The organism is Arthrobacter sp. UYEF36, assembly GCF_040547025.1.
In the GTDB taxonomy this organism is placed as follows: Bacteria; Actinomycetota; Actinomycetes; order Actinomycetales; family Micrococcaceae; genus Arthrobacter.
Map to the genome: position 1 here is coordinate 241,471 of NZ_JBEPOX010000004.1, position 22,687 is coordinate 264,157.

Annotated in this window: 20 protein-coding genes; 14 read left to right on the top strand and 6 right to left on the bottom strand. The window is 70.2% G+C overall.

The features are described 5' to 3' along the window. Positions 1-9 precede the first annotated feature (9 nt). The 3 genes from ABIB29_RS08950 to ABIB29_RS08960 all read right to left on the bottom strand — a co-directional run bounded on the left by ABIB29_RS08950 (position 10) and on the right by ABIB29_RS08960 (position 4,435). A complete protein-coding gene (locus tag ABIB29_RS08950; protein ID WP_354171976.1) occupies positions 10-1,638 on the bottom strand; it encodes an HNH endonuclease signature motif containing protein in 1,629 nt (542 codons plus the stop codon). Between the two features lie 240 nt (positions 1,639-1,878). Next, on the bottom strand, positions 1,879-3,471 hold the full coding sequence (locus tag ABIB29_RS08955; RefSeq protein WP_354171978.1) for an ABC transporter permease: 1,593 nt from the start codon (positions 3,469-3,471) through the stop codon (positions 1,879-1,881). Beyond that, positions 3,464-4,435, bottom strand: coding sequence for an ABC transporter ATP-binding protein (locus ABIB29_RS08960; protein ID WP_354171980.1), 972 nt, complete (start codon positions 4,433-4,435; stop codon positions 3,464-3,466). The genes ABIB29_RS08955 and ABIB29_RS08960 overlap by 8 nt, the downstream gene beginning before the upstream one ends. Before the next feature lie 110 nt (positions 4,436-4,545). Between ABIB29_RS08960 and ABIB29_RS08965 the strand changes: the two genes are divergently transcribed. The 5 genes from ABIB29_RS08965 to ABIB29_RS08985 all read left to right on the top strand — a co-directional run bounded on the left by ABIB29_RS08965 (position 4,546) and on the right by ABIB29_RS08985 (position 7,049). Continuing rightward, positions 4,546-4,989, top strand: a complete 444-nt coding sequence (locus tag ABIB29_RS08965; RefSeq protein WP_354171981.1) for a DoxX family protein — start codon at positions 4,546-4,548, stop codon at positions 4,987-4,989. Further along, on the top strand, positions 4,986-5,726 hold the full coding sequence (locus tag ABIB29_RS08970) for an AzlC family ABC transporter permease (RefSeq protein ID WP_354171983.1): 741 nt from the start codon (positions 4,986-4,988) through the stop codon (positions 5,724-5,726). Before ABIB29_RS08965 ends, ABIB29_RS08970 begins: the two co-directional genes overlap by 4 nt. After that, entirely contained in the window at positions 5,723-6,034 is a 312-nt protein-coding gene (locus ABIB29_RS08975) for an AzlD domain-containing protein (RefSeq protein ID WP_354171984.1), read from the top strand. The genes ABIB29_RS08970 and ABIB29_RS08975 overlap by 4 nt, the downstream gene beginning before the upstream one ends. Positions 6,035-6,132: 98 nt before the next feature. After that, positions 6,133-6,324, top strand: coding sequence for a hypothetical protein (locus ABIB29_RS08980; protein WP_354171986.1), 192 nt, complete (start codon positions 6,133-6,135; stop codon positions 6,322-6,324). Next, the gene (locus ABIB29_RS08985; RefSeq protein ID WP_354171987.1) at positions 6,324-7,049 is read left to right on the top strand and encodes a GAF and ANTAR domain-containing protein; all 726 of its coding nucleotides are present in this window, start codon (positions 6,324-6,326) and stop codon (positions 7,047-7,049) included. Before ABIB29_RS08980 ends, ABIB29_RS08985 begins: the two co-directional genes overlap by 1 nt. 4 nt (positions 7,050-7,053) lie before the next feature. On the opposite strand, the gene ABIB29_RS08990 is transcribed toward ABIB29_RS08985, so the two are convergent. Further along, complete coding sequence (locus ABIB29_RS08990) at positions 7,054-7,470, bottom strand: YkvA family protein (RefSeq protein WP_354171989.1); 417 nt, start codon at positions 7,468-7,470, stop codon at positions 7,054-7,056. Positions 7,471-7,475: 5 nt separating this feature from the next. Next, positions 7,476-8,108: a TetR/AcrR family transcriptional regulator gene (locus ABIB29_RS08995; protein ID WP_354171990.1), complete on the bottom strand. Its 633-nt coding sequence runs from the start codon at positions 8,106-8,108 to the stop codon at positions 7,476-7,478. A 166-nt stretch (positions 8,109-8,274) separates the two neighbouring features. On the opposite strand from ABIB29_RS08995, the gene ABIB29_RS09000 reads away from it, so the two are divergent. From ABIB29_RS09000 to ppsA, 7 genes are all read left to right on the top strand, one after another. Continuing rightward, complete coding sequence (locus ABIB29_RS09000) at positions 8,275-8,622, top strand: thiamine-binding protein (protein ID WP_354171992.1); 348 nt, start codon at positions 8,275-8,277, stop codon at positions 8,620-8,622. 78 nt (positions 8,623-8,700) lie between these two features. After that, a complete protein-coding gene (locus tag ABIB29_RS09005; RefSeq protein WP_354171994.1) occupies positions 8,701-9,378 on the top strand; it encodes an O-methyltransferase in 678 nt (225 codons plus the stop codon). Between the two features lie 165 nt (positions 9,379-9,543). Next, positions 9,544-10,650, top strand: coding sequence for an acyl-CoA dehydrogenase family protein (locus ABIB29_RS09010; RefSeq protein WP_354171996.1), 1,107 nt, complete (start codon positions 9,544-9,546; stop codon positions 10,648-10,650). Further along, complete coding sequence (locus ABIB29_RS09015) at positions 10,644-12,074, top strand: PIG-L family deacetylase (RefSeq protein ID WP_354171998.1); 1,431 nt, start codon at positions 10,644-10,646, stop codon at positions 12,072-12,074. The genes ABIB29_RS09010 and ABIB29_RS09015 overlap by 7 nt, the downstream gene beginning before the upstream one ends. 5 nt (positions 12,075-12,079) lie before the next feature. Further along, positions 12,080-12,874, top strand: coding sequence for a glycosyltransferase family 2 protein (locus ABIB29_RS09020; protein WP_354172000.1), 795 nt, complete (start codon positions 12,080-12,082; stop codon positions 12,872-12,874). Positions 12,875-13,098: 224 nt separating this feature from the next. Then, on the top strand, positions 13,099-15,771 hold the full coding sequence (locus ABIB29_RS09025) for a cation-translocating P-type ATPase (RefSeq protein WP_354172002.1): 2,673 nt from the start codon (positions 13,099-13,101) through the stop codon (positions 15,769-15,771). Positions 15,772-15,877: 106 nt separating this feature from the next. Further along, on the top strand, positions 15,878-18,268 hold the full coding sequence (gene ppsA / locus ABIB29_RS09030) for a phosphoenolpyruvate synthase (protein WP_354172004.1): 2,391 nt from the start codon (positions 15,878-15,880) through the stop codon (positions 18,266-18,268). Here ppsA and ABIB29_RS09035 read toward each other — a convergent pair. Further along, positions 18,216-20,171, bottom strand: a complete 1,956-nt coding sequence (locus tag ABIB29_RS09035) for a heavy metal translocating P-type ATPase (RefSeq protein WP_354172006.1) — start codon at positions 20,169-20,171, stop codon at positions 18,216-18,218. The genes ppsA and ABIB29_RS09035 overlap by 53 nt on opposite strands. 231 nt (positions 20,172-20,402) lie before the next feature. Here ABIB29_RS09035 and ABIB29_RS09040 point away from each other — a divergent pair, with 231 nt between their 5' ends. After that, positions 20,403-21,509 (top strand): SDR family oxidoreductase, encoded by a 1,107-nt coding sequence (locus tag ABIB29_RS09040; protein ID WP_354172008.1) that lies wholly within the window; start codon positions 20,403-20,405, stop codon positions 21,507-21,509. 142 nt (positions 21,510-21,651) lie between these two features. Continuing rightward, the gene (locus tag ABIB29_RS09045) at positions 21,652-22,626 is read left to right on the top strand and encodes a polysaccharide deacetylase family protein (protein ID WP_354172010.1); all 975 of its coding nucleotides are present in this window, start codon (positions 21,652-21,654) and stop codon (positions 22,624-22,626) included. Positions 22,627-22,687 lie beyond the last annotated feature (61 nt).

The window sequence follows — 22,687 nt, forward strand, 5'->3', positions numbered from 1 at the left end:
GAGCGTGCGTCACCAGGTTGAACCACCGCGCTGAAACGGCACGCCCTCGATCACATAGCGGTGCAGTAGGTCTTCGGGGATGGTGTCGTCGAGGGGCTCCGGCCGGCCGGGATCAGGGGGCAGATCCTGGTCCATGTCCGTGCCCAATCCCATGTACCAGTTCATATCCACGTCTATGCCCAAGCTCTTGTTTGTGTCCGTGGCCGGGATGCCGGGTGGCCAGTGGGGTGGTTCCCAGTCCTGGTGTTCGCTGGGGTAGTTCCTTCCGGAGGGTGAGGTCCATCCTGGCGGGTGGTCTTTGCTGGCTCCGGCGGGTGTCCAGGCCGAGGCGTGTTTCAGCCGGTGGTGTTTCGGGCAGGGCTGGCCCAGGTTCGAGATCCCGGTAGCGCCTCCATCGGCCCAGGCCAAAAGGTGGTCCGCGTCGTTGTCCAGGGAGTGGTTGTTGCAGCCCGGGAAGGGGCATTTACCGTCGCGGAGCCGGAGCCAGTGCCGCAGGGCTTTCGTCACGCGGTAGCTGGTCCGGCCGATTTCCAGCGGGGCCCCGTCGCGTGGGTCGGTCAGGACCCGGTAGAAGGACCCGGCGCCCTCGGCGACCAGGCGGCGGGCCATGGACGGCGGAATCGGACCGTACCCGTCCAGGACGGCCGGTTCGTCGGTGGCACCGAGCAGCGACAGGACCGGGACGGTGACCAGGACCTGCGCCCGCGGGACCGGCACACCCCCGCACCCGCCGTTGTCATCGGCATCGGCATCGGTACCGCCGGCGGTCCCGTCGGTGCCGAGGAGCAAGGTCGCGGCGATGTCGGCGCGGAGCTGGGTCAGGGTCCGGGGCTCCTCCGGGCCCTGCACCGCGCGGGCCGCGGCGGTGGTCCGTTCCCAGATCCCCGCGGCGGTATCGGCCGGGAGATACGCGGAGAGCCAGGCCATCCCGTCCCGGTCCGGGACGTACTCGACCCGCCGGTCCGCAGCACACCTGGTGTGGCGTTCTTCGATGCTGACCGGGTGGTGGCGTTCCCGCCAGGCACGTGCCTTGGCGCGGAACCGTCCCGGGACGAGCTCACCGGCCGGGCACCCCCGGGCCGGGCTGGGCGCGTCGGGGTCCAGGAAATGCGCCTCCAGGCCCGCCGCGCCGGCCGGGTCCAGGTTGCCGGTTTCGGCCACGATGATCCGGGCGTGCTGCCAGGAAATCGTCCCGGCCTGCAAAGCCGCCAACGTCAACGGCAACCCAGACGTCAGGGCCACACACTCGGACAGGAACGCACTCGCGGTTCGTTCACTGACCGTCAGCACACACGCGACCTCAGCTACCACGGCCATCTCCCGGGCGGTACATTCCTGCGGAGACACCGCCGGGGACGCCAACGCCGTGGTGGCCTGCAGATACTCGGCGGCAAAGCGCACGTTCAACGCCGCGGCCCGGGCCTCCCACCGCGCCATCTCCGCCATCCCGTCCAGGCAAGCATCCGCCAGGTCCCGCAACAGATCCACGTCCCGGAACGGATCAGCTTTTCGCAAAGCATCCCCGCCTGGCAGGCCATCCGCCCCCGCCCCGGCGAAGGCGGCAAGCGCAGCCGTGGACTCAGCGAAGGCCGCCAGGGCCTCCCTGCTGTCCACACTCCAGGCTGTGCTGCCATCCACACTTCCAGAATATGACCGGGCTCCGACAAAAATGATGGACCGGCTTGGGTTGCCGCGGTACGCCCGCACTGGCTGACACCCGGAGAGGGCCTTGTCGTCAAGGCACGGGTGCTCCCGGGGTGCTCGGCCTGCACCCATAAGCGGCAACTACCCGCATAAGCGGCAACTAGCCGCTTCAGGACGTCCGCTGGACATGGTTCCGGCACGCCAAAGCCGACGTGTACCACTGGCAGCGACGCCCTACGCGGCGAGATCGCGGCGGCGCCAGCCGGAATAGCCCAGCGCCGCGAGGGCCGCTGCGGCCACGCCGAGGACCGCCAGCGCCGGCACGTCACCGGCGTCCACCGGGAGCAGCGGGGAGTGCCGGAACGGGGAGAGGTCCATGAGCCATTCGGGGGCGTTCCAGAGCACCCCGAATTCCCCCAGGGCGACGAGGGCCAGCAGGAGGCCCCAGACCGCCCCGGCCAGCCGGGGCGCCCAGCCGAACACCGCCAGCGCAACGCTGGTCACCACCCAGGCGGCGGGGACCTGGGCCAGGGCGGCCGCGGCGCTGCGGCCCACCAGCGCGGCGTCGTCGACGGCGAAGGCGGCGCCCGCCCCGATCGATACGCCGGCCAGCAGGAGCAGCAAAGCGACTCCGGCCAGGGCAAAGATGAAGTGGCTGCTCGCCCAGCGGACCCGGGTCGTAGCCGTCGCCAGCAGGGCTTCGGTGTGGCCCGCGGCCTCCTCGCTGCGCAGGTGGCTGGCGGAGGACACCCCGTAGGCGGCCGCCAGCACCCCCATGATGCTGATCTCCGCGGCCAGGAAGGCGTCCGTCAGTGCCTGCTGGCCGCCCATCAGCTTGATCAGGTCCTGCGCGTTCGGCGAACTCAGCAGCTCGCCCACGTTGCTGGCCAAGGATCCGATCACGACGCCGAAAATCACAAACGCCACGGCCCAGGCCAGCAGCACCCGATACTGCAGCCGCACGGCCAGGTCCCACACGCCGGAGAGAGCGCCGACAGCCGGCCCGGGGCGCGCAGCGCGGAGTCCGGAGCCCAGGTCGCGCCGGGCACGGAGCACAAAGGCCGCCGGAACCAGCACGAGGCACAGGCTTACCGGCAGCACCAGCACCCACAAGCGGTCCCCGGCGAATGCCCGGATCTGCTGGTTCCACCCGATGGGCGAGAGCCAGGAGAGCGCCGAGGGGCCCGGTTCGGCCAGGTCACCCACGGCGCGGAGCGCATAGGTGATCGCGACGAAACCGATGCTGAGCCCGGTGGCGGCCCGGGCACTGGCGGTCAGCTGGGCCGCCAGTCCCGCCACGGCACTGAAGGCCATCCCCGTGGCAGCCCAGCCCAGCCCGAAGGCAAGGGACCCGACGGCCGGCAACCCGCCGGCCGTCAGCGCGGCCGCCGCGAGCAAGCCGAGGACCACATTGGCGCCGAGGCCGATGCTGAGCGCGGCCGCCAGCGGGGCGTCCCGGCCCAGCCTTCCGCCGCCAAGCAGCTCCAGGCGTCCGCTCTCCTCGTCGCTGCGGGTATGCCGGATGGTGAGGATCACCATGAGGACGGCGAGGATGGCGGTCATGAAGGCGGTGTACTTGATCAGTGAGAGCGCACCGATGGAGGTGGGATCGTAGATCCGTCCGAACAGGGCCACCATCGAGGCAGTCGCGTTCAGGACCGTGGCGGCCTCGACGCGGCTCGCCAGATCCGGATAAAGCTCGGTTCCGGCCAGCGCCGTCGAATAGGCGATCAGGGCAAAGCCGAGGATCCAGACCGGCAGCAGCAAACGGTCCCGCCGCAGCCCGAGCCGGATCAGGACACCGGTTCCGGCCAGGGTCTCAGGCATCGCCGGCCTGCCGTCCGCCCGGCCCGGGGGAGCCGGGCCTGCCCGGCGGGGTGCCGACGGCGGCGGCCGGAACCCCGGCGGCGATGTCACCGTAGTGGCGCAGGAAGAGGTCCTCCAGCGTCGGCGGCTGGCTCGTGAGGGACTTCAGTCCCGCCGTCGTCAGCGCTTGCATCAAGTGGGTCAGTCCGGCGGGCTCGACCTGGGCGTTGACCCGGTGGTTCGTCACGACGACGTCGTGGACGCCGGGCAGGAGGTCGAGACCGGGAGGCACCGTGGCGACGTCGGCCGTGACCGCGGTGCGGGTCAAGTGCCGGAGCTGCTCCAGCGGGCCGGTCTCCACCACCCGCCCGGCGCGGATAATGCTGACCCGGTCGGAGAGCGCTTCAGCCTCGCTGAGGATATGGCTGCTCAGCACCACGGTGCGCCCCTGGGCGCGCAGTTCGCGGACGCAGCCGCGGAAGGCGTCCTCCATCAGCGGGTCCAGGCCGCTCGTCGGCTCGTCCAGCAGGAACAGCTCGGCGTCGGTGGCCAGGGCAGCCACGAGGGCCACTTTCTGCCGGTTTCCCTTCGAGTAGGTGCGGGCCTTCTTCGTGGGGTCCAGCTCGAACAGTTCCAGCAGCCGCTCGCGGCGCGCACGGTCCTGGCCGCCCTGCAGCCGGCCCAGCAGGTCGATGACTTCTCCGCCGGTGAGGTTCGGCCAGAGGGCCACGTCCCCCGGGACATAGGCCAGCCGGCGGTGCAGGGTCGCCACCTCGCGCCAGGGGTCCAGGCCCAGCACCCGGATAGAACCCGCGCTGGAGCGCAGGAGGCCCAGCAGGAGCCGCAAGGTGGTGGACTTGCCGGATCCGTTGGGGCCGAGAAAACCGTGCACCTCGCCGGCCGCCACCTCGAAATCCAGTCCGTCCAGGGCCGTCACGGCCCCGAAGCGTTTTACGACGCCGGTCATTTCCACGACACTGCTCATGGTCAACAAGGTACGCCGGATTGACGGACAGGCGCCCCTGCGGAAAGTCCCCTTTTAAGTGCAGACAGCCGCAGTTAGCGAGGGCTCCGCGGCTGTGATTGAGTTGTTCCATGCCATCTCGCTGGTCCGGCCGGGACACCCAGACGCTTTCCGCCGTAGCGATGAGCGCCCTGCTGCTGGCCAGCGCCGCGAAGCACTTCGACGATCCCGGTTTTTTCGCCCCCGTGGTTCCGGACTTCCTGTGCCGCGACGACACCGGCGAACGGTCCAACAGCCCCCTCGCCGTGCTGGCCCGCGAGGAATGGGTGGCGCTCAGTGGCCTGCTGGAGGCGGGCGCCGCCGTCGGGCTGCTGATCCCGGCGACCCGCCGCGCTGCCGCCGGAGGCGTCGCGGCCATGTTCACCGTTTTCCTCGCCGGACACCTCGATGCCCTGCGCAAGGCGTACGGCCCGGACGGGACGCCCGGCCAGCGCCGCGCGCACACCCTGCGGCTGCCGCTGCAGGCACCGCTCATTGCCTGGGCCTGGAGCCTCCGGAATCCTGGCCGGCGGTGAGGCTCCTGCAGTCCCCGGCCGTCCGGGTCGGGCTTTCCATCAGCATCGCCACCGGCCTCTATGGCGTGTCCTTCGGTGCATTGTCAGTCACCTCCGGGCTCGACTTCTGGCAGACCATGGCGTTGAGCCTGCTGCTGTTCAGCGGCGGCTCGCAGTTCGCGTTCATCGGGGTGGTGGCCGGCGGCGGTTCCGGCATCGCCGCGATGGGAGCTGCCACTTTGCTGGGCATGCGCAACGGGATCTACGGCATGCAGATCAACGCGCTGCTGCAGCCCCGCGGCTGGCTGCGGTTCGCCGCCGCCCACGTCACCATCGACGAGTCCACCGCCACCAGCACGGGCCAGACCGACCCGCTTGAGCAGAAGCGCGGCTTCTGGACCGCGGGCCTGGGCATCTTCGTCCTCTGGAACCTGTTCACCGCCGTGGGCGCGCTCGCCGGAGCGTCGCTGGGGGATCCCAAGCAGTGGGGCCTGGACGGAGCCGCCGTCGCGGCGTTCCTAGGCCTGCTCTGGCCGCGGCTCAAGGGCCGCGAGCCGGTGGCGATCGCCGTCGTCTGCGCCCTCGCCACCGTGCTGGCCGTACCGTTTGTCCCCGCCGGGGTGCCGATCCTGGTGGCCGCGGTGGTGGCCGCAGCCGTCGGCTGGTTCAGCCATGGCCGCAGCGACGAGGGACTGGAACCGGACGTGGACCCCTACGCCGAACACCCGCACGTGCGTCCCTCCGGAGATGCCGCATGAGCCTGTGGATGTGGCTGCTGCTCTCCTGCCTGCTGGCTTACGCCTGGAAACTGCTGGGCTACCTGGTCCCGGCCAGTGTGCTGCGCGACCCCAGGATGTCAAGGATCGCCGGGACCATGACCATTGGCCTGCTGGCCTCCCTGGCGATCGTGAACACAGTGGCCTCCGGGCAGACGCTGGCGCTGGATGCACGCCTGGGGGCACTGGCCGCGGCCGGGATGGCCCTGCTGTTCCGGGCGCCCTTCCTGGTGGTCGTCCTCGCCGGCGCCGGCGCGGCAGCCGGACTCAGGCTGCTGGGCTGGAGCTAGCAGCTCCGCGCCGTGCTGCTCCGCCGACTGGCGCCGTACCGCTCCGTAACGGTCTTTAGTCCCTACTTGCCGCCAAGGCCCCGTGGGAGCATTCGGGTATGAGCGACAACGAGGATCCGGATACGCCTGCGCCCGGCAAAGGCGAGCATTCCAAGCCGCACGAGCCGTTCGTTCCGCCGGGTGCCGAGTCCACCCGCGAGCTGCGGGATGTGGCCCGGCGGCGCCGGGAGGCGGAGGAGAAGCTGCAGCACCACCTCCAGGAGGCCAAAGAGAAGCCGTCGGAGGATTGATGCTGAGAAACCGGCTCTCGGAGCGTCTGCAGGATCTCCTGCTCGACAACGACGCACTGGAGGATTTCCTCCGGCAACTGTCCAACCTGGCCGCCGAGTTCGCCGCCGCCGAAACCGGCCGCCCGGTGCTGTGCTCGGTGCGGCTGGCCCGGCGCCGGCAGCCGACAGTCCTGGCCGGCAGCGGCCCCGAGGCCCTGATGCTGGACAGTATGCAGGACGGTGTGGCGGAGGGCCCGGGACTGGAGGTCCAGCAGGCCGGGCTGGCGGTGCTGGTGCCGGACACAACGATGGATCCCCGGTGGCGGCGCTACCAGCGGGCAGCCGCCCAGCGCGGGAACCGCAGTATCCTCGCCGTACCGCTGCTGGCGGATCGGGACGCCACGGCCATCCTGACCTTCTCCTCGACGTCGCCCGAGGTTTTCGACGACGGCGCCGTGGCAGCGTGCGGGGCGCTCGCCCTCCGCGCCGCCAAGGTGATGCGGCTGGCTATCCGGCTTGACTCCGCCAAAGGCCTGCAGCGGGACCTGCTGCAGGCCATGCGGTCCCGGACCGTGATCAACCTGGCCACCGGAATCCTCATGGCCCAGAGCCGCTGCTCGCAGACCGAAGCGTTTGAGCTGCTGGCCCAGGTCTCCAACACCCGGAACGTCAAGCTTCGGGTCATTGCCGACGAGATCCTCCAGAGGTTCGACGGCGGTCCGGCCGGAACAGCAGTCAGCGCCTGAGCTCCTACCGCGGTGCCCCGAGGCCGGCGAGCCTAAGGATGAGCTGCAGCCCGTCGGGCGTTCCCGGCCAGTGCCGGCGCACCGCGTCCGCGCCCGCCCGCGCGATTACCGAGCGCAGCACGAGGGCCACAATGATCACGTCGTCTGCATAGCCGAGGACGGGAACGAAGTCCGGGACAAGGTCGATCGGGGAGAGCAGGTACGCCAGGAGCAGGGCAAGCCTAATCCGCACCCCGGCGCCCAGGGACTTGTCAGCGAGCAGCCGCCGCAGGAGTCTCAGCAGGTCCGGCAGCAACCGCAGCGCATCCTTCATCGCGACCGTTTCCGGGTGCCGGCGCGCATAGCCCCACAGGAGGAGCAGCAGGACTGCGTAGACCAGCAGCACGCCGCCAACGGCGCCCGCCACGGTTTCCCAAGACACCGGGACTATCCGAGGACAAAGTCGAACGCCGTCCCCGGCAGCGGTGCCTGCGGCGGCAGCGGCCGGTGCGGGCGCTCGGTGCGGATGGCGTCCTCGACAAGCGCGACAGGCCGGCGCCAGGCATCCGAACCGGCCTCCATGGTGTCCACAACGCCGATCAGCATGGCCAGCAGGCGGATCAGGTCCGTCATCGAGATGTCGCTGCGCAGGGTTCCCTGCCCCTGTCCGCGGCCCAGGAGCACGGCCACGGATTCGATCAGGTCGCCCGTGATGCCGGTGAGGAGCCCGCGCCGGCCGGCGACGGCTCCCAGCAGGTTGGCTTCTTCGCTGGCAACGCCCATCAGAGCGTCAATGACACGGAAGAGCCCGTCCGCCGCGTCCGGCGCGGCGAGGGCCTCCTCGATGACCGGATCGACCAGCAGGCCGAGCTGGCGGTGCAGGGCCGCGAGGACCAGTTCTTCCTTGTCGGCGAAATTCCGGAAGAGCGTGGCCGGGCCGACCCCGGCCGTCACAGCGATGGTCTGGAGCGGCACCTCGGGGCCGTGCTCCCGGAAGCACTCCCGGGCGGCGGTGATGATCTTGTCCACGTTCCGCGCGGCATCGGCGCGGAGCGGCCTGCGGTCTGCTACCCGGTTCATTTGCTCAGGTTAGCAACGCGGAGCCGGGTCGGGGAGGTTACTTCCGGGTATTGGTTTATGTGACGGACCCGGCGGCAGGCTCCGGGGCGGGCCCCGTCCGGGAGCGCGGCGTTTCCGTGCTCCACCCGGGCCGCCGGGCCTCCCGAGCACGTGAAAGACTGGTGCCATGTTGCTTGCATTCTCTGTCGCCCCCTCAGGCCGTCCCGCGCGCACTGCCGATGACCCGTCCGCCGGTTCCGCGGCCGTCCCGGCGGACGAGGCTTCTGTCCACGACGCCGTCGCCGAGGCGGTGCGGATCGTCCGGGAGTCCGGCCTGCCGAACCATACCGACTCGATGTTCACCACGATCGAGGGCGAGTGGGATGAGGTCTTCGACGTCGTGAAGCGGGCCACCGAGGCCGTGGGCCGCTACGGCAGCAGGGTTTCCCTCGTCATCAAGGCCGACATCCGGCCGGGCTTCACCGGTGAACTCACCGGAAAACTGGACCGCCTGGAGCAGGCGCTCGGCGACTAGCCAGGCGGCGCCGCGGGCCGGAAATCCGGGCCGTCCGGAGCCTACCGCCGGGACTGCCCAGCTGGAAGACTGAGGGGCATGTTCGAGCATCAGCCCACCGCCCGCTGGATCGCCGTCGAAAACTTCCTGTCCGAGCTGGTCGTCCGCCCGGACAACTCCCTGAAACGTGCCGTCAGCTCCGCCCTCGAGGCGGGCCTGCCGCCCATCGAAGTCACCCCCACCGCCGGCAAGCTGCTCAAACTCCTGGTCCAGCTCTCCGGCGCCCGCAGGGTCCTGGAGATCGGGACGCTGGCCGGGTTCAGCACCATTTGGATGGCCCAGGGACTGACCGACGGCGGCCGGCTGCTCACGTGCGAATACCTCCCCAAACACGCCAAGGTCGCCCGAGCCAATGTGGACGCCGCCGGGCTGGGCCACCTTGTGGAGATCCGGGTCGGGGCGGCACTTCAGACGCTGCAGGCCCTCGCCGACGAGGGCGAAGAGCCCTTCGACTTCGTCTTCATCGACGCGGACAAGGAGAACAACCCGCACTATCTCGACTGGGCCATCCGCCTCGGCCGGCCCGGCACCGCCGTCGTGATGGACAACGTGGTCTGGGAAGGCGCCGTGCTGGATCCCTCCATGGACGCCGTCAACGCCCCCGGCATCATCAGCGCGCTGCATATGCTGGGCGAAGACCCGCGGCTGGACGGCACCGTCATCCAGACCGTGGGCTCCAAAGGCTGGGACGGCTTCGCCCTCGCGCGGGTGTTGTAGCGGCAGTGAAGTCTCGCAGCGGCGACGGGACGGCCACCGGAATTCCCCAAGTGCTAAGTGTGCTTAGATTTAGTGAGCAGCCTGAATTTGCTGAGCAGTAGCCCGGCCGAAAGGCGTGGACGCCGGGAGCACCAGACGCACTTCGAAAGGGAACAGGCCACCGAAATGAACCGGACTCCCGACTCCCCGCCGCCCCTCGCCGTGAGGATCAGTTCCGCGCCGGAGCAGCTGGCAGGCCTCACCCCCCTGCTGGAGGCGGCCCACTCGGCCGTCGGCGACGTCCCGGCGTTGCTGGAGCTGGCCAAAGCCGCAGCAGAAGCTGCCCCGCTGCCCGGCGAGGGCCGGACAGCCTTCCTGTGGGAGATCCTGGCGTCCGTCACGGCCGTGGACGTCGCTGCCGGACGCGCCATTGAACCCCATCTGGACGCCGCGGCGATCCTCGCCCAGGCCACCGGACAGCCCGCGCTGGACGGCCGGGACCGCCCGGACCTCGACGGCGTCCGCTCCGACGGCGCCTGGGGTGTGTTTGCCGCCGAAGCCGCCGGCCAGCGGCTCGAAGCGAAGCCGGCGGACAGCGGTTTCCTGCTGCAGGGTGCCAAACCATGGTGCTCGCTGGCCGCCCAGCTGGACCACGCCGTTGTGACCGCCCATCTGGGCGACGGCGGACGGGCAGCCTTCGCCGTGGACCTCCATGCCCAAGGCGTCAGCTTCGAGGATCCGCAATGGACCAGCCGGGGACTCCGGGAAATCCCGAGCGGCACGGTGCACTTCGCCGCCGTCCCGGCCGTGCCGCTGGGTGATGCCGGCTGGTATTACCGCCGGCCCGGGTTCGCGTGGGGCGGCATGGGTGTGGCGGCCTGCTGGCTGGGCGGCGCCGTCGCGGTGGCCCGCGGCTTCAGGGCGTCCCTGCTCACGGCGGCCGACGGCGGCCGCACCCCGGACCAGCTCGCACTTGCCCACCTCGGCGAGATTGACCGCACCCTCACCGCCCTGACCGGATACCTTGCCCGGACCGCTGCGCGGATCGATGCCGGGGAACTCACGGACACGGGAGCGTGGAGCGAGGCACTCCGCATCCGCGGCGCCGTGGCCACCGCCGCCGAACGCATCCAGACGCTGGTCAGCCAGAACCTCGGGCCCGGACCGCTCGCCTTCGACGAGGTCTACGGCAAGCGAATGGCCGACCTCGCGCTCTACATCCGCCAGCACCATGCCATGCGCGACGACGCCCAGCTTGGTGCCCTCACGCTCAAGGGGGAGCACCCATGGTGAGCTTCACCCATCAGGACGCCGGAACCGGCGAGGATGCCTGGGCAGCCAGCGGACTGGCTGCGCTCCCGGAGCTGCCGCTGGCCGCCGCGGAGCTCGCCGGCCAGGCGTTCATCGTCCTGGCCGCGCATCCGGACGACGAATCCCTGGGCGCCGGCGGGCTGATGGCCCGGCTGCGCGGGCTGGGCGCCTCCGTCACGGTGCTGTTGTGCACGGCGGGGGAGGCCTCCCACCCGGACTCACCAACAACGACGCCGGAACAGCTCGCAGCCGTGCGGCTTGAGGAATTCGGCGGCGCGCTGGCGCACCTGCTGGGGGACCCGGAGTGGCGGTTCCTCGCCCTGCCTGACGGCAAGCTCGCCGATCACCGGGCGGAGGTGCACGCCGCGCTACAGCAGGCCATCGCTGAAACAACGGCCGCTTCGGGACTGCCCGCGGAACGCATCACCCTCGTGGCGCCGTACCGGCACGACGGCCACACGGACCACGAGGCGCTGGGCGCCGCAGCGGCCGAGGCGGCCGGCGCAGGCGGCCACGGGCTCCTCGAATACCCCATCTGGTACTGGCTCTGGGCGGACGCCACCGACCCGGCCTGGCAGTCCTGGCTGCGCCTTCCGCTGGACCCCGGCGCACAGCAGGCCAAGGCAGCGGCAATGGCCTCCCACATTACCCAGGTCCGGCCCCTGTCCGGCCAGCCCGGGGACGAGGTGCTGCTCCCGCTGGCGTTTCGGGAGCACTTTGAACGTCCGTTCGAGACTTTCGCGTGGCAGCGTCCGGCCGCCGCCAGCAGCGGTGGCTCCTACGCCGCCGCTGACGCGGAAGGCGTATTCGACGCTGTCCACACCGGAAACGAGGACCCGTGGCAGTACACCACCAGCTGGTACGAACACCGCAAACGCGCCCTCACCCTCGCTGCCCTGCCCGGCCTGCACTACGAGGCAGGGCTTGAAATCGGCTGCTCGATCGGGACGCTCAGCGTGGAACTCGCGCAACGCTGCGCCAGCTTCACGGCCGTCGACGCCAGCAGCGCCGCGCTGGTCCACGCCGCCCGGCGCCTCGCACACCTGCCCGCAGCCCGGACCCGCCACCTCACCGTCCCGCAGGACTGGCCGGACGGCCGTTTCGACCTGATAGTGGTCTCCGAGGTGGGCTATTACCTCGCGCACGGCGAGCTCGCTGAGCTGTTCGCACGGGTCGAGTCCGCTCTTCTGCCCGGCGGCACCCTGGCCCTGTGCCACTGGCGCCACCCCATTTCCGGCTGGGAGCTCGACGGCGACTCCGTCCACGCGGCCGCCCGCCGCCACCTTGGCTGGGCCGACGCCGGTCTCTACCGGGAACGCGACTTCATCCTGGAGGTTCTGATCGCGCCGCAGTCCGGTAAGGAACCGCGGCCGGCAGCGGCACTCCTGCCGGGCCCGGAAGGCTAGTCGGCATGGCCGCCCACGCCCTGCCGCTGCCCCGCGGACACAGCATCGACCGGATCGCCGTCGTTATGCCCGCCCACAATGAGGACGAGCACCTCGGCCGCGCGCTGCTGGCAGTACAACGCGCCGCCGACGCCCTCCGCCGGGTCCGGCCCGACGTGGACGTCAGGGTGACCGTGGTGCTGGACAGCTGCACCGACGGCTCCGCCGGCATCGCCGCCCGGTACGCCGCGGCGGACGGCCGCTTCAGCGCCGTCGAGGTAGCCTTCCGCAACGCCGGTGCCAGCCGGGGCGCAGGGATCCGGGCTGCCGGGATCGGGACAGCGCGGCGACGAGCGCCCGGCAAGCGGTGGACACCCCCGCCGTGGGCCGGACGGACCTGGCTGGCCAACACGGACGCGGACTCGCAGGTTCCGGAAAACTGGCTCATCCGGCAGCTGGAATTCGCCGACGCGGGAGCCGACGCCGTGCTGGGATCGGTGGAACCGGACCCGGACGGAATGGATCCGGAGCTGCATCGGCGCTGGCTGGAACGCCATCCCTTCGAGGAGGACCACCCGCACATCTACGGAGCCAACTTCGGGGTCCGGGCCTCTGCCTACCTGGCGGCCGGAGGCTTCCCGAAGCTGTCTTCGCACGAGGACCGGACCCTGGTGCAGAGCCTCCGCAGCCGCGCCTTCACCGTGACGGCGACGGACAGCATGCGAGTGCTCACTTCGGGCCGCATCCACGCCCGGGCGCCGCACGGCTTCGGCGCCTACCTTCGGACACTGGGACGGCACCGGCCACCTGCGGTCGACTGACGCGGAAGGTTCATAGACCGATCTGCCAACTCTTGGGGTGCAATTCAACGCGGGGAACGCCGACTAGCTACGACGCAGGAACTGCGCGGAGTGCAACTGGGTGCCAGGCGCGCCGCCGTGACCTTTGGCCCTAACGGGCGGCACCCGCGGGGCGCACCCTCAATCCATGAGCTACCTGCCCCGGGCCGGTCTGCGGTGCTGCGCCTAAACAGCACCGGCCAGCCGTGACGCCGGAGGCTCCCGCCGGGGGGCCAAGCGCCGGGGCGTTAGCGGGCGTTGAAGGCCTGAGCTCCGCCGAGGCGGCCCGGAGGCTCACCCAACTCGGAACGAACAGGCTGCCGGAGGCCGGCACCGTCCCCGGCTGGCGCAAGCTGCTGGCCGAACTGACCCACTTCTTTGCCATCCTGCTGTGGGGCGCCTCCGTGCTGGCCTACCTGGCGGGCATGCCGCAGCTGGCCATCGCGATCGTCGTCGTGATCCTGGTGAACGGGACCTTCGCCTACATCCAGCAGGAGCGCGCCCAGCATGCCGCCTCCAAGCTCCGCGAGCTGCTGCCTGCGATGGTCTCGGTCCGCCGGGACAACCGCGTCATCAAGGTCCACACCACCGAGCTGGTGCCGGGCGACGCCGTTGTCCTGGTGGCCGGCGACCGGGTGCCCGCGGACCTCCGGCTGGTACTGGCGGCCGGCTGTTCGGTGGACGAATCGATGCTCACGGGTGAAAGCGAGGCCCTCGCCAAGGTCCCCGGCGACACGGTCTTTGGTGGGACCTTCCTGGTCAACGGCCAGGCCGAAGGCGTGGTCTCGGGAACAGGCGGGAAGACCCGGCTCGCCGAAATCGCAGCCCTGACGGGAAAGGTGGAGGCGCCGCCGAGCCCGTTGGCGCGGGAACTGCAACGTATCGTCCGGATCACCGCCACGATGGCCCTGGGCATTGGTGTGCTGTTCTTCGTCCTCTCGCTGCTGGTCGGAATCTCCTGGCGGGACGCCTTTTTGTTTGCGATCGGCGTGATGGTGGCGCTGGTGCCCGAGGGCCTGCTGCCCACCGTCACGCTGTCCCTGGCCGTCGGGGCGCAGCGGATGGCGCAGCGCAACGCACTGGTCCGGAACCTGGAAGCGGTGGAAACCCTCGGCTCCACCACCTTCATCTGCACAGACAAGACCGGCACGCTCACCCAGAACCGGATGAACGCCGTCGAGGTCTGGACCCCGGCCGGGGTGCTGAGCGTCATCGGCGCGGGGTACGGTCCGGAGGCTGAGGTCACCGGGACGGGAGCCGGGGAGGCGCAGCACCTCAGTACCGCCGCGCTGGCCGCGTCCGTGGGCCGTGCGGTGCTCCGCGAGGGCAAGTGGATCCCCGAGGGCGATCCGATGGAGGCCGCGATTGCCGCGCTGGCCGCCCGGCTGGCCGGCCCCGGGCGAGATCCCGGGTCGGGTCCAGCCGAGCTTGCGGTGTCGCACCGCTTCGCCTTCGATCCCCGGCGGCTGCGGGAGTCCGCGATCGTCGGCACCACGCTGTACGTCAAGGGCGCCCCGGAGTCCGTGATTCCGCTGTGCGGGCACGGCGGCGGCGACGCCGGTGAGGCAGCGGGCGCCGCCCGGGCGCGGGAGATGGTCGATCAGATGGCCTCCCACGGGCTCAGGGTGCTGGCCGTGGCCGAGCGGACCCTGCCCGGCCCGCCCGGCGCCAGCTTCAAACTGGAGGAGGTCGAGAGCGGGCTGACGCTGCTGGGGCTGATCGGCCTGCACGACCCGCCCCGGGCCGAGGTCCGGGTGGCACTCGAAGCGGCCCGCGGGGCCGGCATCAAGGTGGCCATGGTCACCGGCGACCATGCCTTCACGGCGGCCGCCATCGCCCGCGAAACCGGGCTGATCGGATCCCCCGAGCTGGTGCTGGAGGGTCACAACCTGCCTGAGGACGACGCCGTCCTGGCCGCGCTGCTGGACCGCGACGGCGTGGTGGTCAGCCGGGTCACCCCGGAACAGAAACTCCGGGTGGCACGCCTGCTGCAGGGCCGCGGCCACGTGGTCGCGATGACCGGCGACGGCGTCAATGACGGCCCGGCCCTGCAGCAGGCCGACATCGGCGTGGCCATGGGGCTGAGCGGCACGGACGTGGCCCGCGAGGCGGCGGACCTGGTGCTGCTCGATGACGACTTCGCCACCATCATCGCCGCGGTGGAACAGGGCCGGGCCACCTATGCGAACATCCGGCGCTTCCTGACCTACCACCTGACGGACAACGTCGCCGAGCTCACGCCGTTCGTGATCTGGGCGCTCGCCGGCGGGCGGTTCCCGCTCGCGCTGAGTGTGCTGCAGATCCTCGCCCTCGACATCGGCACCGACCTGCTCCCCGCACTGGCGCTGGGCAGCGAGGCCCCGAGCAAGGGAACACTGAAACGCCCGCCCGAGCGCAGGCACCTGATGGACCGGGCACTGATGTTCCGGGTGTTCGGGCTGCTGGGGCCGGTCGAGGCGCTCTTCGAAATGACGGCGTACACGGCGGTACTGCTCGGGGCCGGCTGGACCCCGGGGGCGGAGCTGCCGGCGGCGGACGTACTGATGGCCGCCTCGGGCGCCGCGTTCACCACCGTGGTCCTGGCCCAGCTTGCCAACGCCTTCGCCTGCCGCAGCGCCTCCGTACCGCCGTGGCGGCTCGGCTGGTTCACCAACCGGCTGCTGGTCTGGGCGGTGCTGGCCGAACTGGGACTACTGGCGGTGTTCCTGTTCCTCGGGCCGCTGGCCACCCTGCTGGGCCACGCCCCGCCGTCGCCCGGCGGACTGGCCGTGGCGCTCGCCGCCATTCCCGCGGTGCTGCTCGCGGACTGGCTGTACAAGATCGCCCGTCACCGCCGGGCCGGGAAGGCCATACCGGCCACCAAGGTCCAAAGACTCTGACCCCGGACGGCCCGCCGCCGCAGGATGGGTGCAGTGGCACCGGACTGCACAGGATAACCCTCGCCCGGCGCGCCCTTTCCTATTTGCCGAAAGCAGGAGCTGCGACATGGCTGAATCCCCGGTGCTGTGGTTTGAAGAGATCGGGATGGGCGATGTCCCGCAGGTGGGCGGCAAGAACGCCTCCCTCGGCGAACTCATCCAGTCCCTCAAAGCCAAGGGTGTACGCGTGCCGGACGGCTTCGCCACCACCGCGGACGCCTACCGCCGGTTCCTCGAAGTCAACGGGATCGAAGCCGAGATGCGCTCGCGGATCCAGTCCTACCGCGCAGGCGAGACCTCCCTGCGCGCCACCGGGGAGGCCATCCGGGAGCTCTTCCTGGAGAGTGAGTTCCCTGCGGACATCGGCGAATCCATCCGCTCCCACTACCGGGAGCTGGGCGAGCGCGCTGGACTGGGCCGGCTCTCCGTCGCGGTCCGCAGCAGCGCCACCGCCGAGGACCTGCCCGATGCGAGCTTCGCCGGGCAGCAGGAGACGTTCCTGAACGTCGCGGGGGAGCGGGAACTCCTGGACGCCTGCCGCCGCTGCTACGCCTCGCTCTTCACCGACCGGGCCATCAGCTACCGCGAGGTCAAGGGCTTTGACCACCTCGACGTCGCGCTCTCGATCGGGGTGCAGCGGATGGTGCGCTCCGACGTCGGCGCCTCCGGGGTGATGTTCTCCATCGACACGGATTCCGGCTTCCCGCGGGTGGCCGTGGTCAGCGCCGCCTGGGGCCTGGGCGAAACCGTGGTCCAGGGCACCATCAATCCGGACAAATACCTCGTGTTCAAGCCGCTCCTGGCACAGCAGGAGTTCGCGCCGATCATCGAAAAGACCCTCGGTTCCAAGGACCGGAAAATGGTCTACAGCCGCGGCGGCCACGCACGCACCAAAATGGTGGACACCTCGGACGCGGAACGCCGCGCCTTCGTCCTGGACGACGCCGAGATCCTCGCGCTGGCGCGCTGGGCCGTGAGCGTTGAGGAGCATTACGCCCGGCCGATGGACATGGAGTGGGCCCGGGACGGCGTGACCGGGGAGCTGTTTATGGTCCAGGCCCGGCCGGAGACGGTCCAGTCGCAGAAGACCGGCTCCCGGTTCACCCTCCATCACCTGCTGGAAACCGGCACCGTGCTGGCGCGCGGCGCCGCGATCGGCGACTCCATCGCGCAGGGCACCGCATGTGTGATCAGGAGCGCGGCGGACATCGAAAACTTCCGCGACGGCGCCATCCTCGTCACCGAAATGACCGACCCGGACTGGGTTCCCATCATGAAACGGGCGGCCGGCATCGTGACCGACCACGGCGGGCCCACGAGCCACGCGGCGATCGTGAGCCGCGAACTCGGGGTCCCCGCCGTCGTCGGCACCGGCAACGCCACCACCGTCCTGGCCGAAGGCCTCGCAGTGACCATTTCATGCGCCGAGGGCGATGAGGGCCGCGTCTACCAGGGCAGCCTTGCGTTTGAAACCGAGGAGGTGGACCTCGGGGAGCTGCCGGAGACGCACACCAAAGTCATGGTCAACATCGCCAGCCCCGCGGCCGCGTTCCAGTGGTGGCGGCTGCCCGCCGACGGCGTCGGGCTGGCCCGGATGGAATTCATTATCAGCGCCCTGATCCGGATCCACCCGATGGCACTGGTCCATCCCGAGCGGGTCACCGACCCCGGCGAAGCCGAGCAGATCCGCGCCCTGACCAGCGGATACGCGGACCCCAAGGACTACTTCGTGGACGCCCTGGCCCTGGGCATCGCCAAGATCGCCGCGCCCTACCATCCCCGGCCGGTGATCGTCCGGCTCAGCGACTTCAAGACGAACGAGTACGCGCACCTGATCGGCGGGTCCGCCTTCGAGGAGCCGGAGGAGAACCCCATGCTCGGCTTCCGCGGCGCCTCCCGCTACTACGACGAACGCTACCGCGAGGGATTCGCCCTTGAGTGTGTGGCCCTCAAACGGGTCCGGGAGAAGCTCGGGTTCGGCAATATCATCGTGATGATCCCCTTCTGCCGGACCCCGCAGGAAGCGGACCGGGTGCTGGCCGTGATGGCGGAGAACGGTCTGGTCCGGGGTGAGAACGGCCTGCAGGTCTACATGATGTGCGAGATCCCGTCCAACGTTGTCCTCGCCGAAAAGTTCGCCACCCGCTTCGACGGCTTCTCCATCGGCTCCAACGACCTCACCCAGCTGGTCCTGGGCGTGGACCGGGATTCGGCGCAGCTGGCCTCACTCTTCGATGAGCGGGACGAGGCCGTCATGGCGATGATCAGTGAGGCCATCCGCAAGGCCCACACCGCAGGGATCAAGATCGGCATCTGCGGCCAGGGTCCCAGCAACCACCCGGAGTTCGCGGAGTTCCTGGTCAGCGAGGGCATCGATTCGATCTCACTGAACCCGGACAGCTATCTCAGGACCGTTCCGCGGATCGCGGAAGCCGAGAAACAGGCGCGGGCCCGCTAGCGCCGCCGGCGGGCTTTAGCCCCGGCTCCGTTGTTCCGGCCCCCTTCTTGCCGGGGCTGAGGGCGCGCAGCGCATTGAGGATCGTAGCCAGGTCCACAAGTTCCTGGGACAGGGCGCCGGCGATGGCTGGGATGTAGCCGGCCGCCGCTGCGATCATCAGCGCCACGCTCAGCCCGATCCCGATCCAGATGCTCTGCAGCGCCACCTTGATGGTGCGCTGGCCGATCCGGACGGCGGATGCGGCCTTGGACAGGTCATCGAGGATGATCACGACGTCGGCCGACTCGCCTGCCGCCGTCGAGCCGCGCGCACCCATCGCGATCCCGACGTCGGCGACGGCCAGGACCGGGGCGTCGTTGACGCCGTCACCGACCATCATGACCGGGCGGAGGGGCAGGGACCGGACGGCTTCGACCTTGTCCGCAGGCATGCACTCGGCGCGGACATCGGTGAGCCCGGCCTCGGCCGCGATGTGCTCGGCGGTGGCGAGCGCATCGCCGGTCAGCATAATGGTCCGGGTGACACCGAGTTCCTTGAGCTCGGCCAGGGTGCGGCGGGCTTCCCCGCGGATGGGGTCGCTCATCACCAGGCACCCGGCGAATTCCCCGGCCACGCCCACGTAGATGGCGAGTTCGCCGCTGGCTAGCTCCGTTTCCTCGACGCCGGGGGCCGATTCGGCCACGAAGTTGGGCTTGCCGACCACCACGTCGCGGCCGTCGAAGCGGGCCCGGACGCCGTGCGTGGCGAATTCGGTGGCCTCCGTGGCGGTTTCGAACATCAGCCCGCGGGTGCGCGCGGCCTCCATCACCGAGGCAGCCAGCACATGGGAGGAATACTGTTCGGCGGAGGCCGCCAGGGCGAGGACCTCGTCCTCGGTGAAGGACCCCGAGGTCCGGACCCCGACCAGGGACGGACGGCCGTAGGTGAGGGTGCCGGTCTTGTCGAAGGCGACCGTCTTGATCCGGCTGAGCTGTTCCAGGACACCGGCGTACTTGACGATGATGCCGCCTCGCGCGGCGCGGCTCATGCCGCCCAGGAACGCCACGGGAGCGGCGATCAGCAGCGGGCACGGGGTGGCCACTACCAGCACTTCCGCGAACCGGGCCGGGCTGCCGCTGATGATCCAGCCGACCGCGCCAAGGAGGTACGCGAGGGCAGTGAACGGTACGGCGTAACGGTCCGCGAGCCGCACCATGGGCGCTTTGCTGTCCGCCGCTTCCTTGACCAGGGCCACGATGCGGCTGTACTGCGAATCCTCCATCCGGGCCGAGACCTGCATCCGGACCGCGGCCTCACCGTTCAGGGAGCCGCTCATCAGCCCCTCGCCGGCGACCCGCTCCACCGGCAGGCTCTCCCCGGTGAGCGAGGATTCGTCGAAGCTGCCGGATTCGGAGAGCAGGACGCCGTCCAGAGGCACCACCTCACCCGGCCTCACCAGGAGGATGTCACCGATCTGGACCTCGGTGGCGGCAACATCCTCGTGTTGGCCGTTGGCGGAGCTTCCGCCGGTCTGGGTTTCGGCGGCGGAGGTGCCGCTGCGTTCCCGGTGGGCCGTTTGCGGCACGCGCTCCAACAGGGAGGTCAGTTCTTTCTTGGCCCGGCCGGCCGCAAAGTCCTCAAGGGCTGTGCCGCCGGCCAGCATGAGGACAATGATCATGGAGGCGATGTACTCGCCGACCAGCACCGTGCTGACGATCGCTGTGACCGCCAGGATGTCGATGCCCCATTGGCCGCCGATCAGCCGGCGGACCATGCCCACGGCCAGATACGCCGCCACGGCCAGTGCGTAGATGCTGGCCGAGATCTGCGCAATCAGCGGCTGCCCGGACAGGAGCAGTATGAGCACCGCGAGCAGGGCAGCTATTGTGCCCGCAACCAGCGGATACCGGAGCAACAGTTTCACGGATATCCTGCCTTCGCATTCGCGCTATTTTCACGCTTTCCACTATCTGCATCCTACTGCGGACCCCTCCCGTGGAAGGCCGTACGGGCGCAGGTTACGAGGCGCCGGCAGGCGGCCCGCTCACGGGCATGAGACGCTGGAACGGGGCGCGGGAGGATCCGTCCCGGCGCCAGACCGGCCCGCATGCTGGGGCCCGGTGACGGCCCCGCACAAAGTACCAGGAGGAATGCCGTGCGAAGCAGTTCAGACACCGTTGAAACCAGGACTGCCCTGGTGGTTGGGGCCAGCGGGATTGCCGGATCTGCCCTGGTTGACAGGCTCGCGGATGGGGGCTGGGACGTTGTGGCACTGTCCCGCAGCCCGATCCGGCGCGGCGATGTCCGCCATGTGAGTGCGGACCTGAATTCGCTGGACAGCTTGCGGGAAGCCCTGGCCGGCGAACGGCCGAGCCACGTGTTCTACGCCGCGTGGTCACGGATGGCCACGGAGCAGGAAAACATCGAGACCAACGCGGGCATGCTGCGGAACCTGCTGGCCAGCCTCAGCGGCCACCCGGTGAAGCATGTGGCCCTCATGACCGGGCTGAAGCATTATCTGGGTCCGTTTGAAGCCTATGCGGCGGGGAAGATGCCGGACACTCCCTTCCGCGAAAGCGAGCCGAGGCTGCCGACGCCCAACTTCTACTACGCCCAGGAAGACGAGCTGTGGGCTGCCGCCGGGAAGCAGGGCTTTGGCTGGTCCGTGCACCGGGCGCATACGGTGATCGGGCATGCGGTGGGCAATGCCATGAACATGGGTCTCACGCTCGCCGTCCAGGCGTCCATCTGCCGGGAACTCGGGCAACCGTTCATCTTCCCGGGCTCCGAGACGCAGTGGAACAGCCTCACGGACATGACGGACAGCGGGCTGCTGGCCGAACACATGATCTGGGCGGCCACCGCTGACGGGGTGGGCGACGAGGCCTACAACATCGTCAACGGCGACATCTTCCGCTGGCGGCGCATGTGGCCTGCGGTGGCCGCCTATTTCGGGGTCGAACCCGTAGGGTACGCCGGTGAGCCCCGCCCGCTGGAACAACAGATGATCGGCAAGGAGGGCCTCTGGACGGACATCGCCGCCCGTCACGGGCTGGCCGAACCCGACCTCGCCCGGCTCGCCTCCTGGTGGCACACCGACGGTGATCTGGGCCGGAACCTCGAAGTGGTCACCGATATGAGCAAGAGCCGCCTGGCCGGTTTCACCGGGTACCGCCGAACGGAAGACTCCTTTATCCGCTTATTCGACCGCTTCCGGGCCGACCGGCTGATTCCGGCAGCGCCCGGGGCCCCTTCAGCCTGACAACCAAGCAACGCGGGGTCACTTAGCGCCCATCCGGAGGGTCAACATGGGCGCTAAGTGACCCCGCGTTGCTTGAGGGTTTGGGCTGGGACCGGGCACTTCAGCCCTAGCCCGGCTGTGGCCGGTGGTGCCACAGTGGAGCATGTGGTCGATCTTGTCCGACCGGCGCCGCTGGGTGGCAGCCGCGGCTGCGGTGCTTCTGCTGGCCGCCGCGGTCGTGCTCGCGGTCGTCTTTTCGGCGTCGCAGCCCTCAGCGGCCCCGACGGCGCCGCCTTCACCGTCGCTCCCGGCTACGGCCAGCCCGTCGGACAGCCCGCCGCCGGGTGCGACGCCGTCGGATACTCCAGTCCCTAGCGGCACGGCTCCGGCCGGGCCGGCGCCCCGGCCTCCGGTGCCGGTGCCGGCGCCGCCTGCGCCCGTCCCGCCGGCACCCGCCCCGCCTGCCCCTGAACCGCCGGCGCCCGCCCCGCAAACCACGTTCCCCGCTGCGCTCGTCGGCCGCGACCTCGAGGTGATTCCGGGGGCCGGCGCGGTGGTGGCTCTGACGTTCGACGCCGGAGCCAACTCCACCGGGCTGCCCAGCATCCTGCAGACCCTGGCCGCCACCGGAGTACGCGGCACGTTCTTCCTCACCGGCAACTGGGCCGCCGCCAACCCGGCAGGAGTCGCGGCCATCGTGGCGGGCGGCCACCGGCTGGGCAACCATTCGATGACCCATCCGGGCTTCACCGGGCTCCCCGATGCCGCGATCGGGGACCAGTTGGCCGGAGCCGAGCAGGCCATCCGTGCCGGCGGAGGGAATCCGCGGCCGTTGTTCCGCTTCCCGTTCGGCGAACGCGACACCCGCACCATCGCCACGGTCAACGCCTACGGTTACCTGCCGGTCCGCTGGACCGTGGACACGCTCGGCTGGAAAGGCAGCAGCGGAGGGATCACGGCGCAGATCGTGGCGGACCGGGTGTTGGCCCGGCTCCAGCCCGGGGAGATCGTGCTGATGCACATCGGCTCCAACCCCGACGACGGGACCACCCTCGACGCCGACGCCCTGCCCGGGATGATTGAGCGGATCCGCCAGGCCGGCTACGGCTTTACCACCCTCGATGCGCTGCTGGGCTGACACCGGCACGGCAGCCGGGGAGCGGTACGGCACTGCAGCACAACGCCCCTGTCGCGGAGGC

Excerpts from the sequence above, each read along its gene's own strand:
- ABIB29_RS09015 (WP_354171998.1), top strand. The coding sequence starts at position 10,644 with ATGGTGAGCTTCACCCATCAGGACGCCGGAACCGGCGAGGATGCCTGG.
- ABIB29_RS09005 (WP_354171994.1), top strand. The coding sequence starts at position 8,701 with ATGTTCGAGCATCAGCCCACCGCCCGCTGGATCGCCGTCGAAAACTTC.
- ABIB29_RS08980 (WP_354171986.1), top strand. The coding sequence starts at position 6,133 with ATGAGCGACAACGAGGATCCGGATACGCCTGCGCCCGGCAAAGGCGAG.
- ABIB29_RS09020 (WP_354172000.1), top strand. The coding sequence starts at position 12,080 with ATGGCCGCCCACGCCCTGCCGCTGCCCCGCGGACACAGCATCGACCGG.
- ABIB29_RS08960 (WP_354171980.1), bottom strand. The coding sequence starts at position 4,435 with ATGAGCAGTGTCGTGGAAATGACCGGCGTCGTAAAACGCTTCGGGGCC.
- ABIB29_RS08985 (WP_354171987.1), top strand. The coding sequence starts at position 6,324 with ATGCTGAGAAACCGGCTCTCGGAGCGTCTGCAGGATCTCCTGCTCGAC.
- ABIB29_RS08965 (WP_354171981.1), top strand. The coding sequence starts at position 4,546 with ATGCCATCTCGCTGGTCCGGCCGGGACACCCAGACGCTTTCCGCCGTA.
- ppsA (WP_354172004.1), top strand. The coding sequence starts at position 15,878 with ATGGCTGAATCCCCGGTGCTGTGGTTTGAAGAGATCGGGATGGGCGAT.
- ABIB29_RS08995 (WP_354171990.1), bottom strand. The coding sequence starts at position 8,108 with ATGAACCGGGTAGCAGACCGCAGGCCGCTCCGCGCCGATGCCGCGCGG.
- ABIB29_RS08975 (WP_354171984.1), top strand. The coding sequence starts at position 5,723 with ATGAGCCTGTGGATGTGGCTGCTGCTCTCCTGCCTGCTGGCTTACGCC.
- ABIB29_RS09045 (WP_354172010.1), top strand. The coding sequence starts at position 21,652 with ATGTGGTCGATCTTGTCCGACCGGCGCCGCTGGGTGGCAGCCGCGGCT.
- ABIB29_RS08955 (WP_354171978.1), bottom strand. The coding sequence starts at position 3,471 with ATGCCTGAGACCCTGGCCGGAACCGGTGTCCTGATCCGGCTCGGGCTG.
- ABIB29_RS09000 (WP_354171992.1), top strand. The coding sequence starts at position 8,275 with ATGTTGCTTGCATTCTCTGTCGCCCCCTCAGGCCGTCCCGCGCGCACT.
- ABIB29_RS09010 (WP_354171996.1), top strand. The coding sequence starts at position 9,544 with ATGAACCGGACTCCCGACTCCCCGCCGCCCCTCGCCGTGAGGATCAGT.